A 14,433-nucleotide genomic window follows, 5' to 3' on the forward strand; every position below is an offset into this window, starting at 1 on the left:
TGCCGCCACACACTCGCAACGGGTCTGGGGCAGCGCGGAAAGGAACTTCATGCGCCAACTCCAGGGTATGGATGCGAGCTTCGTTGCGCTGGAAACGCGCAATTCGCCGATGCACATCGGCTCGATCCTGATCTACAACCCGGAGACCGCACCCGGCGGCTTCGTCCGCTTCAAGGATATACTCGCCTTCTTCGAGAGCCGCATGCAGCTCAGCCGCACGATCCGCCAGCGGCTGGTGCGCGTACCCTTCGACCTCGACTATCCCTACTGGATCGAGGACCCGGACTTCGACCTCGAATACCACGTCCGCCACATCGCCCTGCCCAAGCCGGGCGACTGGCGGCAGCTTTGTATTCAAGCCGCGCGCATCTTTTCGCGCCCGCTCGATCTCAAGCGACCGCCGTGGGAGTTCACCATCGTCGAAGGGCTGGATAACATCGAAGGCGTTGCGAAAGGCAGCTACGCCATGGTGACCAAGGTCCATCACGCCGCAATCGACGGGATGAGCGGGGTCGATCTGCTGGAAGCCATGCACACGCTCGATCCGAACGAACCGCCGCCGAACAGCCCCGACGACTGGCAGCCGGAGAAGGTGCCGAATCCCGTCGAACTGCTCGGCAAGAGCTATTTCAACGCGATCACCAATCCGATGAAGCAGCTGGAGGTCGCGGCGAAGGCCGCCCCCGGCCTCGCGAAAGCGCTGAAGGGCATGGTTGCGAAGGAATTCGACCTGTCGCGCGAGATGATCGCGCCGAAGACCCGCTTCAACCGCAAGATTTCGGGCCACCGCGTCGTCGAGGGCCGCAGCGTGCCGCTGGCCGATATCAAGATGATCCGGCAGGCGGTCGATGGCGCGAAGGTCAACGACGTGTTCCTCGCTATCGTGGGCGGCGCGATGCGGAAATATCTGCTCGCCAAGGACGACCTGCCCAAAAAGACGCTGACCGCCATGGCCCCGATCTCGGTCCGTACAACGGACGAGAAGGGCGATATGGGGAACCAGGTCGCCGCCATGGTCGCCCCGCTGGGTACGCATATCGAGGAACCGCTGGACCGGCTGCAGTATTGCCACGACCGCACGAAGAATTCGAAAGCGATGACCGAGGCGATGGGCGCGCGCAACATGACCGAGGCGAGCAAGGTCAGCCCGGCCCTGTGGATGAGCCTCGGCGCGCAGCTCTACACCCGCCTTGGGCTCGCCAATCGCGGCGTCGGGCCGATCTTCTCGACCGTGGTCACCAATGTCCCCGGCCCGCCGGTGCCGATCTATTCCAGCGGCGCGCGGCTGGAGAGCCAGATGGGCCTCGTCTGCCTGACCGACGGCATGGGCCTGGGCCACGTCGTCCAGAGCTATACCGACGAAGCGACGATCAGCTTCACCGCCTGCCGCGAACTGCTGCCCGATCCCGATTTCTACATCGAGTGCATCGTCGAAAGTTTCGAGGAATTGCGCGATGCCGCGAAGGCGCCGGCGGAGGCACCAGCGAAGAAGCCCGCTGCCAAGAAAGCTGCGCCGAAGAAAGGCGCGACACCGACAAAAAAGCCCGCCGCGAAGACGCAGGCTGCACGGAAAACTCCCGCCAAGCCCGCCAAGGGGGGCACGAAAAAGGCCGCCAGCCGTTCGAAGGCCACCCCTAAAGGGAAAGGATCGCAAACATCATGACTACCGCAACTGCCGAGACGGCAACCGAAGCGCGCCCGCCGCATACGCTGCTCGCCCTGACCGAGCCGACCCGCGCCATGGGCGAATTCGCCAGCTTCCTCGCGCTACGCCCGCTGCTCAAGAGGCTGCCGAAGGGCGACGGGCATGGCGTGCTCGTGCTGCCCGGCTTCATGGCGTCGGACACTTCGACACGCCCCTTGCGCGCCATGCTGGAACGGCTCGGCTACGATGCGGTCGGCTGGAACCTCGGTCGCAATCTGAGAGTCGACAATGCCCGCATCGAAGCGATGATGGCTTGCGTGGACGAGATCCACGACCGCACCGGAGACAAGATCTCCATAGTCGGCTGGAGCCTCGGCGGGGTTTTCGCCCGCGAGCTGGCCAAGCTGGCGCCCGAAAAGGTCCGCATGGTCATCAGCCTCGGCAGCCCGATCAGCGACGATCGCAACCACACTAATGCGCGGCGGCTGTTCGAACTCCTCAACGGACGCGAACCCGAGCCGATGCAGACCGGCAATTTCCGCGATCTCGCCAAGGCGCCACCGGTGCCGACCACCTCGATCCTGACCAAGGGCGACGGAGTGGTCCACTGGCGCGGGTCGGTCCAGGCGGCCGATCACGAATGCTGCGAGAATATCGAGGTGATCGCCAGTCATATCGGCCTCGGCGTCAATCCGGCGGTGGTCTATGCCATTGCCGACCGCCTCGCCCAGCCGATAGGCAAGTGGCATAAGTTCAGCCCGCGCGGCATCGCCAACATCGCCTTCCCGCGCTCGCGCCTGCACTGACGCGCTAGAACGCCTTCCGGACGTCGATGCCGAGATAGCGCCCGGTCGGGTCGATCCGCAGCGGATCGTAGGCATCGGGCACCACCCCGTCCTCGTCCACTACGCGGCGGCGCGCGTCGAAGATGTTGTCGGCCTTGAGCGAGACCCGCAGGCCCTTGAGCCAGCCCTCGTCCTTGTCGAACACCTCGCCGAGATCGGCGAAGAGCCGCAGGTCGAGGGTCGCAAGATCGTCGAAGAACAGGTCGCTCGATCCGGGCAGCCCGCTGCCGTTGAGCCGCGCCTTTCCGGTGTATCGGCCCGACAGCCGCAGTCCGTAGCCTTGCCAGAACAGGCCGCCCTCCACCCGCGCGGAGTTCTCGGCAATTGCGCCGCCGCCCAGCACGTCGCCGGCGAGCTGGTCGAACAGCGGCCCACCGTCTGCCAACAAGATCTCGTTTTCGAGCGCACGATCGAAATTGACGCTGAAGAAATAGCGTGGTCGCTTGTCCTCATCGTCGCCGCCGCGGTTAAAAGGGTTCATCCCACCGCGTCGCCCGCCACTTCGGCTGGCCTGACCTTCCGTCTGTGCGCCATCGGCAGAACACATCCGCTCGCGCAGCGCCTTGAGCCGCTCGGGGTCGATCCCCCCATCCTCGTTCCTTAGCCGAGCCAGCATGGCCTCCGGCAAGCCATCAAGCTGAGGCGGATCGACGCAGATGGCCGTGCGCATGGCGGCGAATCGTTCACTGCCCTGCTCTGCGCCCTCTCCGCAAAAACGATCCCGCGCAGCGGCGATCTTTTCCGGATCGGGATTGCCGCTGTCGTCCAGCAGGCGTGCGCGGAACTGTTCGGGGATCTGCGAGAGGTCGGGCATCTCGCCTTGCGGCAAGTCGCAGAAAGCCTTGCGCAGCCCTTCCATGCGCGCCGGGTCGAAGTCGCCACGCGCGCTTGCCCCACCCTGCGATTCACGTTGTCCCCCTCCGCGCTCGGAACGCTCCTCGCGCTCCGGTGCCTTGCCGATCTGGCCGCGCGCGTTGAACCCGATCGACAAAATGCGGCTGCGCGTCTCGAACAAAGTAATCGGCCGTCGATCGACCGCCAGCAAGTCTCCATCGGCATCGCGCGTCACGCGGTCAGGAAAGGCTTCCTCGAACGCCGCGCTGAATCCGGGCGTCGAAGTGACATCGTTCGAGCGATTGATCCCGTATTCGACATTCAGTCGTGCATCCTCCCAAAATGGCAGGCGCCAATTGCCGGAGAACTTCCAGTCCGACTGCGTCTCCGCGACAAGGTTCGGATTGCCGCCGGTGACCAGGGTGACCAGCTCGGTCGCCCCGCTGGCATAGTCGAACACCGGCACGTTGAACTCGTCGATCCGCGGGCTGCCGAGATTGGTCAGGCTCGGCGCGACTTCGCGGCGGAAATAGGTCGCGCCCAGCGTCAGATTCTCGAACGGCCGCCAAGTTGCGCCTGCCGTCCAGTCGGTCAGCACGCCAAAGTCGGACAGTTCGTCGATCCCCGCGGACAGGTTCAGGCTGAGATCGCCAATGGCGCCCAGCGCTCCGTCGCGTTCGGCGATGGGCACGGCGAGATTGATGCCGCCGTCGACCCGCCTGCGAGTGAGCGACAGATCAGTGTCGGAGCGGGTATCGGCGCTCTCGATGCGCTTCCAGTCGAGACCCGCATCCAGGGTCACGGCCACGTCGCCGGCCGGAAGCGTGACCGGATAGCCGGTCAGGGTGGCGTTGTTGGTAATGCTGTAGGTCTTGCTGTCGGCGACATCGAAGCCCGACGCGTCGAAGCGGTCGATTTGCGTCTCGCCATTCGTGAAAACGGCGTCGGAAATGAAATTGGCTTTCCAGTCGCCGAACGCGGAATTGAAGGTCCCGCCGAGCGAGATTGTGTCGGTTTCGCTTCGCCGTTCGAGCGGTGTCAGCCCATCGTTCGCCAGCCCAGAAAGACTACGGCTGCGGTCGCGGTTGAGGGTGGCGTTCAGGCTGATGGAATCGCCGCTCTCCATGAAGGCGCGCGCATAATTCGCGGTCAGCTCGCCAGCCCAGGTGTCGGACATCAGCGAGCGGAAAGGGGCTTCGTCTTCGCGCCCTTCGATGGCGAGCCCGCGCTCCGCCTCGGTGAGCAGGCTGCGATCCTCGACTTCGGCATTGAAGTTGACCCGAGCTTTCTCGCCTATCCGCAGATAAGTGAGTTCCTGCTCATTATAGGAATAGCCGCCGCGCGAAGGCTGCTCGTATTCGACCTCCGCAGTGACGCTCTGGAAATTGGGTTTGAGGATGATGTTCACCACGCGCTGGTCGGGGGAGTAGCCGAAGCGCTGGGCCACTTCTTCCGGAAACACCTCGATCTTGGCGACGGACTCCGGCGGATAGGAGCGGAATTCGCGCCAGCTCGACACGCGGATCCCGTTGATCAGGAACACCGGCCGCCCGCCGCCGCGGCTGCCGCGGGCCCCGCTACTGGTGGCAGGCTGGATCGCTTCGATAATGTCGGCGATCGAACCGCCACCGAAAGCCGCGATGTCTTCCTCGTCATACTCGGCGATGGGTGGCTGATCCACGATCAGCTGGCCGCGAATGCGCGTGCTGGTGACGACGATCGTGTCGTCGTCATAGTCCGGCTCCTCGGCCTCCTGCGCGTCGATAGCGGGCTCCTGCGCTATCTCCGCCGCTTCTTGTGCGAGGCCAATATTCGCCGAGACAAGCGCGGCGAGCGAGACGGTAATGGCAAGGCAATGCTTCAAGGGATCAGCTTTCGTATTTCGATGTAACCGCCCCTCTCTTCCGTCAGTGTCGGAAACCCTTCACCGTTACAACCGGCGATCACGTATCGGATTGTAACCGGTCGAAGCGCATCCCACATTGGTCGGACAGCGGCCCCTTGGCGCGGCGACGAGCGCCGAGGCTTCCCTTTTCGCAGGCTTCCCGCTACAGGGCGCGACCACCAAACTTCACTCAGATACGGATAGACAGACTGCATGGCCAAAGAAGAACTCCTCGAAATGCGCGGCAAGGTGGTCGAGCTGCTGCCGAACGCGATGTTCCGGGTAGAGCTCGAAAACGGCCATGAGGTGCTTGGGCACACTGCCGGCAAGATGCGCAAGAACCGCATCCGCGTGCTGGTGGGCGACGAAGTGCTGTGCGAACTGACACCCTACGACCTCACGAAGGCGCGCATCACTTACCGCTTCATGCCCGGCCGTGGTGGGCCGGGTCAGGGCCCCGGCCCGCAGTAAGCGCGCGTGAGCTCGCCAAGGCTCATCCTCGCATCGGCAAGTCCCCGCAGGCGCGAGCTTATCGCGCGCCTCGGCGTGACGCCGGACGCCATTGCTCCCGCCGATATCGACGAGACGCCGCACAAGGCCGAACTGCCGCGCGACTATGCCAGGCGCATGGCGCGCGAGAAGGCCGAAGCGGCCGCATCGGATGATGGCTTCGTGCTGGCGGGCGACACGGTCGTCGCCGCAGGCCGCCGCATCCTGCCCAAGGCGGAGGACGAGGCGACAGCCCGCCAATGTCTCGAACTGCTCTCCGGCCGCCGCCACCGCGTCCTCTCGGCCATCGCCCTACGTGCGCCCGACGGCACCATGCGCGAGCGGTTGAGCGAAACGGTGGTGCTGTTCAAGCGCCTCTCTGCAGAAGAGATCGACGCCTACCTCGCCAGCGGCGAATGGGACGGCAAGGCGGGAGGCTACGCGATTCAAGGCATTGCGGAGGGCCTGATCAGCCGCATTCAGGGAAGCCATTCTGGCGTGGTCGGGTTGCCGCTGTATGAAACACGCGCAATGTTAAAGGCGGCGGGGTTCGACATTGCCTGAGACTGGGCCGGAGTGGCTCGTCGAGCATGGCATCGGGGAGACGCGCGCGCTGTTGATGGATGGCGACAAGCCCGTCGCCGCAAAATTGCGTTGGCCGGGCGAGCTTGTTCCTGGCGAAGTCTTCGAAGCCAAACTGCTCCGCAAATCGGGATCGCGCGGTGTGGCCCTACATCCGTCGGGCCGAGAGGTGCTTGTCGATCGCCTGCCGCGCGACGCGAGCGAAGGTTCTCAACTCTCGCTTATGATCACGCGCGCCGCCATCACCGAACGCGGTCGCTTCAAGCTCGCGGCTGCCAGACCGACGTCGGCAACATCCACATCGACAGACAGTCCGATCGAAGCCGGAAAACCCGTCCGGAGTTTTCCCGACGGTGCGTGGGAGGACATCTGGCACGCTGCATCCTCCGGCGAAGTGAAATTCAGCGGCGGATCGCTGCTCTTCGCCGTAACGCCGGCGATGACCCTGATAGACATCGACGGCGACCTCTCGCCGCGCGAGCTTGCGCTCGCCGCCGTGCCGGAAATCGCGCGCTGGCTGCCGCTGTTCGACCTCGGCGGGTCCATCGGGATCGACTTCCCCACCCTCGAAGCCAAGGCGGACCGCAAAGCGGTGGACGCAGCATTGGAACACGCGCTTGCGGACTGGCCCCACGAGCGCACCGCCATGAACGGCTTCGGCTTTGTCCAGGTCGTCGCGCGGCTCGAAGGCTCCTCGCTGCTCCATCGCTTTGCCACTTCGCGCATCGGCATGGCCGCGCGCACGGCGCTGCGTCGGGCGGAAATGGTCGAGGGGCCGGGCATGACCCTTCTGACGGTCCATCCCGCGCTGAAAGCCAAGCTCAAGCCCGAATGGCTTGCGGAGCTCGAACGCCGCACCGGTCGCCCGACGCGCGTCGAAACCGATCCCGGTCTTGCGATCGAGGCGGCGCAGGCCCAGATCGTGCCGCATGACTAAGCCAGCCAAGCCCTGCCCGATCTGCAAGAAAGCCCGCAGCGAGGAATTCAGCCCGTTCTGCTCCAGCCGCTGCCGCGATCGCGACCTGTCGAAATGGTTCGGCGACGGTTATAGTGTGGCCGGTCGCCCCGCTCTGCCCGAAGAAATCGCGGCGGAAGTGACGGGCGCGCAGGAAGACTGAATTCCCCCCTTGCCAAGGAGCGCCAGCTTCGCCATAGGCGCGCTCTCATTGCTCGCGGGGCCTTGTCCGGTCCTTTTGCCGAAGCAGTGTGCCCGGGTAGCTCAGTGGTAGAGCAGACGATTGAAAATCGTCGTGTCGGTGGTTCGACTCCGCCCCTGGGCACCACTTCGCTACCCGAGCGATTTCAGCATGTCCGTGACTGCATTCACGCTCTCGCTCAGCGCCGCCAGATCGCGCGGACGGGTCAGGCGATAGACCGGGGCGTGCGACACAATTTGCGCCGCGATGGCTCCCTGCTGCGCCCATAGGCCCATCTCCTCCAGCGCTTCGGGCCGGTAGATCGTCCCGGCAAGCACCGCCGCCAGTGCCGCACCGCCGGTCAGCCGATCCAGCGCGAGTTCGCTTCCGCTTTGGAGCACCACGATCGCGTCGAGCGGCATGGCTCCCACGCCCGCATGGTGCGTGGCAACCCGGCAGTGAAACTTGTCGTCGCGCAGCCAGTCCCTCACGATGATCCGGTCTCGCCAGCCGAGATGGTCGATCGCCTGGCTCCAAAGTTTCAATCGGCTGCTTGACGGATAGACATGTGCGGCATTCTCGCCCGGTGCCGCACGGCTGAGATCGTCTGCCACCAGCGTCGCGCCGCTGGCGATCATCGCCGCCGCCATGGTGCTCTTGCCCTCACCCGCCTCACCGCAGAAGATTACGCAGCGGCCGCCCAGTTCGACCGCGCTGCCGTGCCACATCGCGTGCCCGCGCTGGTAACCTAGCAAGCCCCAAGCGCTGCCGAGGGTGAACAGCTGCAACTCGCGTGGATCGGCGCTAAGCGAGGGATGCAGCAGGATGCGCCGCCCTTCCTGAACCTGCCACCCGCCAACCCCGTCCACTGCGAACCGCACGCCATGCTCGCCGATGCCGGTGCGGCCGTCGCTCGGACAATCGGGACATGGTTCATCTGACAGCGTTATCGCGATATCCGGCTCGCCCTCGTCATCGGTACGAAACGCTTCCCACGCCTCGAGCTCGATCTGCGAGCCGACGAGCAGGCCGGAATGGCGATAGCGCCACGGCAGGACAGGACTTCCCATCATGCGGAACCCCTGCCCGCGCCGCACGCTTTGACCATCGAACCGAACAAAAAGGAATCCCCCATGACCCGCATCCTCGTGCTCTATTATTCGTCCTACGGCCACACTGCCAAGATGGCAGAGGCAATTGCCGAGGGCGTGCGCGAGGCGGGCGCCGAGGCGGCGGTACGTCACGTGCCCGAAACCGCTCCGCAGGAAGTGGTGGAGAGCGCCGGTTTCCAGCAGATGGAAGGCCATGAATGCATCGGCGGGCCGGACGAACTGGCGGAGTACGACGGGATCATCGTCGGCAGCCCGACCCGCTATGGCCGGATGAGCAGCCAGATGGCGGCCTTCTGGGACCAGACCGGCGGACTATGGCAGAAGGGTGCGCTGATCGGCAAGGTCGGCGCAGCCTTTACCTCCACCGCGAGCCAGCATGGCGGGCAGGAGACGACGCTGTGGTCGATCCTCAACAATCTGCTGCACATGGGCATGACGGTGGTCGGTCTCGATTACGGTTTCGAAGGACTGGTCGGCGTCGACGAGGTCAAGGGCGGCGCGCCCTATGGTGCCACCACGATCGCCGATGGCGACGGATCGCGCCAGCCGAGCAAAGTCGAACTCGATGGTGCGCGCTATCTCGGCAAGCGGGTAGCGAACACGGCAGCGAAACTTTGCGGCTGAGGGTTGTGCTGGCGTGATGCCGCGCTAACCCCTCCGGGATGCACGAGACAGCCAGCAGTGCGCTATCCGCCTTCGAGCTTGCCGCAATCCTCGTGGTTGCCTCGGCCCTGCTGGGTTGGCTCAACCATCATTTCATCAAGCTGCCGCATGTCATCGGGTTGACGGTCATGGGCGCGTTGGCGGCGATCGTGTTGACGGCAGTCGACGCAGTCGTGCCAGGCATCACGCTGGACGACTGGGTGACCGAGACGCTCCAGCAGCTCAATTTCACCGAAACACTGCTGCAGGGGATGCTGAGCTTCCTGCTTTTCGCTGGTGCCTTGCATGTCGATCTCGACCGACTGAAGGTCGCATGGCTGCCGGTCCTCCTGCTATCCACAGTGGGTGTTCTTGTTTCGACCGTGCTGGTCGGACTCGCCATGTGGGGCGTCGGCATGCTGCTCGCTCTGCCGATCGCGCCGATCTGGTATTTCGTTTTCGGCGCGCTGATCGCCCCGACCGATCCGGTGTCGGTGCTCGGCGTGCTGAAGGAAGAGAACGTCCCCGCATCGCTCCAGAGCGCAGTTGCGGGCGAAAGCCTGTTCAACGACGGCGTGGGCATCGTGGTCTTCATCATCCTGTTGGGCGCGGCGGTGAGCGGCAATGAATTCTCCCTGTCCGAAGGCGCACGGCTGTTCGCGATCGAAGCGGGCGGCGGGATCCTGGTAGGGCTGCTGTTCGGCTGGATCGGCTATCGCGCGCTCGCCAGCATGGATGAATATACGCTCGAGGTACTGATCACGCTGGCGGTGGTGATGGGCGGCTATGCGCTGTGTTCCTATCTCCACATCTCCGGCCCGCTGGCGATGGCGGTGGCCGGGCTGCTGATCGGCAACCAGGGGGTTACCTACGCAATGAGCGACGTGACGCGCGACTATGTCGTGAAGTTCTGGGAGCTGGTGGACGAGCTGCTCAATTCGGTCCTGTTCCTGCTCATCGGGCTGGAAATGATTGTGCTGACCGTCGGCTTCGATGAAGCGGCGCTGGCCTTGGTCGCTATCCCGATCACCTTGGCAGCGCGGGCGATCGGGATCCTCATCTCGACCAAGGCCATCCCCGCCGCGCGCTTGCAGGACAAGGGCGCAGGCCGCGTGCTGTGGTGGGGCGGATTGCGCGGCGGCATCTCTATCGCGCTCGCCTTGTCTCTGCCGCCCGGCGAGACGCGCGACCTGATCCTCGCCGCGACCTTCGCTGCGGTGCTGTTCAGCGTCCTGGTACAGCGCGCCACGCTAGGCCGGCTGATCGAGAAGCTGAAGCGCGATCATGCTCCGGCAGTCGAAGAAGACGCCCCAACTGTCCACTGATTGCTTTAGCTGGGCCGCTTCTGTATGCGGCTTGCCGAACGCCCCGGGCAGCGGTCGCATCCGATTCCGCCACCGGGGCGCAGGCTTTTTTAAGCGCGAAGGAACAGCTGCATGGCACGTCGCCGCCAGATTTACGAAGGCAAGGCCAAGATCCTCTACGAGGGTCCCGAACCCGGCACGCTGATCCAGTATTTCAAGGACGATGCGACCGCCTTCAACGCCCAGAAGAAGGGCACGATCAACGGCAAGGGCGTGATCAACAACCGCATCAGCGAATTCGTGTTCACCCGCCTCAGCCATATCGGCATCCCGACGCATTTCATCCGCCGCCTCAACATGCGCGAGCAGCTGATCCGCCAGGTCGAGATCATCCCGCTCGAAGTGATCGTGCGCAATGTCGCGGCGGGCTCGCTCAGCAAGCGCCTCGGCATCGAGGAAGGCGAGCTGCTGCCGCACACGCTACTCGAATATTGCTACAAGGACGACAGCCTCGGCGATCCGCTGGTGTCCGAAGAGGAGATCGCCTGCTTCAACTGGTGCAGCCACGAAGAGCTGCAGGACATGGCCAGCATGGCGATCCGCATCAACGACTTCCTGTCCGGAATGTTCGCCGCGATCGACATCAAGCTGGTCGATTTCAAGCTCGAATTCGGCCGCATCTGGGACGGCGATTACAGCCGCGTGATCCTGGCCGACGAGATCAGCCCCGACGGCTGCCGCCTATGGGACATCAACACCGGCGAAAAGCTCGATAAGGACCGCTTCCGCCGCGACCTCGGCGGGGAGAGCGAGGCCTATCAGGAAGTCGCCCGCCGCCTGAAGCTGCTGCAGGACGACGATAACGGCCCCGGCGAAGTGCTCGACATGAGCGCGCACCGCAGCCGCTTGCGCTCCCCGGTAAAACCCAAGAAATAGGCATAGGACGCACGCACTATTGCGGCGCGCTCCGCTTGCGGCGCGGCGATTTTGCCTTAGGCTGACGTCCGGACTTGCCGCTGTTGCGGCGCAATCGGGACGCATTTCATGAACAGCCTCACCCCGCGCCGGCGCATTGCCGGCCTGCCCCTGCTCGCTCTGGCAGCCGCGACCTGCCTTATGCCTGTGCATTCAGCTGCGCAGGAAAGGGAACAGGCCGCTGAGGTCCAAATCGAGCCGAGCACCGTCACTGGCTGGAACTTTCCCGTCTACGACATCCCCGCCGACCCCGCCGTGCGCTTCGGCACGCTCGACAACGGCCTGAAATACGCGATCATGCGCAATGCGACGCCGCAGAACGAGGTGGTGCTGCGCATGCGCTACGACGTCGGCTTCATCGACGAACTCGACGGAGAGCTAAACGCCGCGCACTTCATCGAGCACATGGCCTTCAACGGGTCGACCAATGTGCCCGAGGGCGAGATGATCAAGCTGCTCGAGCGCGAGGGGCTGAAATTCGGCGCCGACACCAATGCCTCGACCGGCTTCGACGAGACGATCTACAAGCTGGCCCTGCCCCGCAATGACGAGAGACTCATCGATACCGGCCTGATGCTGATGCGCGAGATCGGCTCGGAGCTGACCATCACGCAAGGCGCGGTCGATCGTGAGCGCGGCATCCTGCAATCGGAAATCCAGACCCGGAACAGCTATCAGGCCCGCAACGCCCGCACGTCCTTCGAATTGCTCGCGCCGGATACGCTTTACGCCACGCGCTATCCCGGTCCCGATGGCGCCGGCCCCACCGCCACGGTGACCGCCGAGCAATTGCGCGCGATGTACGAGCGCTATTACCGGCCGGACAATGCCACGCTGGTGATCGTAGGCGATGTCGATCCCGACATGATCGAGGCCAAGATCCAGGAGCGCTTCGCTGACTGGCAGAAGCCGGAGGAGCCGCTATTCGTGACCGATGTCGGCATGATCAATTTCGAACGCGCTCCCGCAGCGACCAATTTCGTCGATCCGGCAATCGACTATATCGTCGAGATCACCCGCCAGTCGCCTTACGTCGAGCGCCCCACGACCGTTGCCGAGGCGCGCCGGGCATTCCAGATCGGCGTCGCCTCGCAGGTCATCAACCGCCGTTTGCGGAAGCTGGCGCTTTCACCGGAATCGCCTGTCCTGCGCGCGGGCATGCGGATTGCCGATTTCCAGGATGTCGCGGTGCACGCAGGCGTCACCGTCTACGCCCGCGAGGATCGCTGGGACGAAGCGCTCGCCGCCGGGGAGCAGGAAATCCGCCGCGCGCTCGAATACGGCTTCACCGCCAGCGAGATCACGGAAGCGCTGACCAATCTCGATACGGCGCTGAAGAACGGCGCCGAGCGGCAGGCGACGCGGCCCAGTGCGACGCTGGCGAATAGCCTCATCACAACGCTATCCGACGAGCGGCCCTTCGTGACGCCGGCAACCCGGTACGACGTGTTCCAGCAGATCCGCCCGGAACTGACAGCGGAGGCGGTCCATGCGACCTTCAGGCAAGCCTTCACTGGGTCAGGCCCGCTCATTCTCGTAGCGTCGAAAGCGCCGGTCGAGGGGGGCAAGGATGCGATCCTCGAAGCCTATGAGGCGGCGCAAGAGGTCGCGGTGACGGCGCCGGTCGAGGAGGCGACGTCTGACTTCGCCTACACCGATTTCGGTACGCCGGGCACCGTGGTGGCGGACGAGCGGATCGAAGATCTCGGCTTTCGCGCGCTGACGTTCGACAACAACGTGCGGCTCAATCTCAAGCCGACCGACTTCAAGGACAATGAAGTCCGTTTCCACGTCCGTATCGGTGCGGGAGAGCTTGGCTACGGGCTGGACCAGCCGGGCGCGACGATGATGCTGAATTCGGTCTACGGACTTGCAGGGCTGGAGCAGCACGGTTTCGAGGAGCTGCGCCGCATCCTGGCGGGACGGAACGTCAGTCTCGGCATCGCCTCCGCAACCGATCACTTCCATGCCGCAGGCACCACCAAGGCAGCCGATTTCGAACGCCAGATGGAAGTCACCGCGGCCTATCTGACTGCACCGGGGTATCGCCCCGAAGCCGGGGCCCGGTGGAACGCGATCATCCCGCCCTTCATCGCGCAAACCGACGCCTCGCCGATCAACGTCTTCCGCAACGAGGTTCGCCGCGTGATCGCCGGAGGGGACAAGCGCTTCGGCACGCTGGACGAGCAGGAATTGCTCGGGCTGACGCTCAACGACCTGCGCGCCGCCGTAGCGCCGGGGCTCGAACAGGGTGCGATCGAGATCGCCGTGGTCGGCGATTTCGAAGAGCAGCAGGTGATCGACGCCGCCGCGCGGACCTTCGGAGCCTTGCCGGAGCGGCCCGAGGCGCTCCGCGACTACCCCGATGCACGGCAGGTTTCCTTCCCTGAAGACCGCAGCCTGCGCACGCTCTACCACAAGGGCGAGGCCGACCAGGGCCTGGTCCACGTGGCATGGCCGACCGATGACGACGACAACCACAAGGAAGAGATTACCGGACAGCTCGCCGCCGCGATCATCAGCCTGAGACTGACGGAGAAGCTGCGCGAGGAGCTCGGCGCGACCTATTCGCCCGAAGCCTATTCCAGCATGTCGAGCGTGTTCGATGGCTTCGGCTATCTCGGTGCGCTGGCGATCGTCGAACCGTCGAAGCAGGCATTGGCCTTCGACGCGATCGACGAGATTGCAGCCGAAATGCGCGACACTGCCGTGGACGACGACCTGCTGGCGCGCGCCCGCAATCCGCTTGTCGAACGCATCGCCAAGCGGCGGCGCGAGAACAGCTATTGGGTCGGCGCGCTCGAAAGCGCCCAGCTCCGCGCCGACCGCCTCGACCGCATTCGCCGTTACGAGCCACTGTTGCGCGAAATTACCGCCGCCGACATCCAGGCTTTCGCGCAGCGCTACCTGGCCGCCGAGGGCGTGCTGCGCATTGCCGTGGTCCCGGAAGGCAGCGGCGAGTAGGTCTGGCGGACAGCAAAAAG

General features: G+C 64.6%; 12 protein-coding genes and 1 tRNA gene. 11 read left to right on the forward strand and 2 right to left on the reverse strand.

Annotated elements, in window-relative coordinates; genetic code table 11:
- Window positions 1–49: 49 nt before the first annotated feature.
- Together ACSH0F_RS10640 and ACSH0F_RS10645 are read left to right on the forward strand one after the other, a co-directional pair.
- Complete coding sequence (locus tag ACSH0F_RS10640) at window positions 50–1,663, forward strand: wax ester/triacylglycerol synthase family O-acyltransferase (protein WP_435202593.1); 1,614 nt, start codon at window positions 50–52, stop codon at window positions 1,661–1,663.
- Window positions 1,660–2,451 (forward strand): esterase/lipase family protein, encoded by a 792-nt coding sequence (locus ACSH0F_RS10645; RefSeq protein WP_435202595.1) that lies wholly within the window; start codon window positions 1,660–1,662, stop codon window positions 2,449–2,451. The genes ACSH0F_RS10640 and ACSH0F_RS10645 overlap by 4 nt, the downstream gene beginning before the upstream one ends.
- 4 nt (window positions 2,452–2,455) lie before the next feature.
- Here the strand turns inward: ACSH0F_RS10645 and ACSH0F_RS10650 are convergent, their stop codons facing one another.
- Entirely contained in the window at window positions 2,456–5,188 is a 2,733-nt protein-coding gene (locus ACSH0F_RS10650) for a hypothetical protein (protein WP_435202597.1), read from the reverse strand.
- 234 nt (window positions 5,189–5,422) lie between these two features.
- Here ACSH0F_RS10650 and infA point away from each other — a divergent pair, with 234 nt between their 5' ends.
- The 5 genes from infA to ACSH0F_RS10675 all read left to right on the forward strand — a co-directional run bounded on the left by infA (window position 5,423) and on the right by ACSH0F_RS10675 (window position 7,563).
- Window positions 5,423–5,680 carry a translation initiation factor IF-1 gene (infA, locus tag ACSH0F_RS10655; RefSeq protein ID WP_011413465.1) on the forward strand — a complete coding sequence of 86 codons (258 nt, stop codon included), beginning with the start codon at window positions 5,423–5,425 and terminating at the stop codon, window positions 5,678–5,680.
- A 6-nt stretch (window positions 5,681–5,686) separates the two neighbouring features.
- On the forward strand, window positions 5,687–6,262 hold the full coding sequence (locus ACSH0F_RS10660) for a Maf family protein (protein WP_435202600.1): 576 nt from the start codon (window positions 5,687–5,689) through the stop codon (window positions 6,260–6,262).
- A 55-nt stretch (window positions 6,263–6,317) separates the two neighbouring features.
- A complete protein-coding gene (locus ACSH0F_RS10665) occupies window positions 6,318–7,217 on the forward strand; it encodes a ribonuclease E/G (protein WP_435203163.1) in 900 nt (299 codons plus the stop codon).
- Window positions 7,210–7,398: a DNA gyrase inhibitor YacG gene (yacG, locus tag ACSH0F_RS10670; RefSeq protein ID WP_435202602.1), complete on the forward strand. Its 189-nt coding sequence runs from the start codon at window positions 7,210–7,212 to the stop codon at window positions 7,396–7,398. Before ACSH0F_RS10665 ends, yacG begins: the two co-directional genes overlap by 8 nt.
- A gap of 90 nt (window positions 7,399–7,488) precedes the next feature.
- Window positions 7,489–7,563 (forward strand) — tRNA-Phe (locus tag ACSH0F_RS10675).
- A 5-nt stretch (window positions 7,564–7,568) separates the two neighbouring features.
- Here the strand turns inward: ACSH0F_RS10675 and ACSH0F_RS10680 are convergent.
- A complete protein-coding gene (locus ACSH0F_RS10680; RefSeq protein ID WP_435202604.1) occupies window positions 7,569–8,489 on the reverse strand; it encodes a hypothetical protein in 921 nt (306 codons plus the stop codon).
- Between the two features lie 60 nt (window positions 8,490–8,549).
- Between ACSH0F_RS10680 and wrbA the strand changes: the two genes are divergently transcribed.
- The 4 genes from wrbA to ACSH0F_RS10700 all read left to right on the forward strand — a co-directional run bounded on the left by wrbA (window position 8,550) and on the right by ACSH0F_RS10700 (window position 14,413).
- Window positions 8,550–9,152, forward strand: a complete 603-nt coding sequence (gene wrbA / locus ACSH0F_RS10685) for an NAD(P)H:quinone oxidoreductase (RefSeq protein ID WP_435202606.1) — start codon at window positions 8,550–8,552, stop codon at window positions 9,150–9,152.
- 38 nt (window positions 9,153–9,190) lie between these two features.
- Entirely contained in the window at window positions 9,191–10,495 is a 1,305-nt protein-coding gene (locus ACSH0F_RS10690) for a cation:proton antiporter (protein ID WP_435202608.1), read from the forward strand.
- A 111-nt stretch (window positions 10,496–10,606) separates the two neighbouring features.
- Window positions 10,607–11,410, forward strand: coding sequence for a phosphoribosylaminoimidazolesuccinocarboxamide synthase (gene purC / locus ACSH0F_RS10695; protein ID WP_278327273.1), 804 nt, complete (start codon window positions 10,607–10,609; stop codon window positions 11,408–11,410).
- A gap of 108 nt (window positions 11,411–11,518) precedes the next feature.
- Window positions 11,519–14,413: a M16 family metallopeptidase gene (locus ACSH0F_RS10700; RefSeq protein ID WP_435202611.1), complete on the forward strand. Its 2,895-nt coding sequence runs from the start codon at window positions 11,519–11,521 to the stop codon at window positions 14,411–14,413.
- Window positions 14,414–14,433: the final 20 nt, after the last annotated feature.

Origin of the sequence: Qipengyuania sp. 902 (assembly GCF_051195295.1) — a bacterium.
Lineage (GTDB): Bacteria > Pseudomonadota > Alphaproteobacteria > Sphingomonadales > Sphingomonadaceae > Qipengyuania.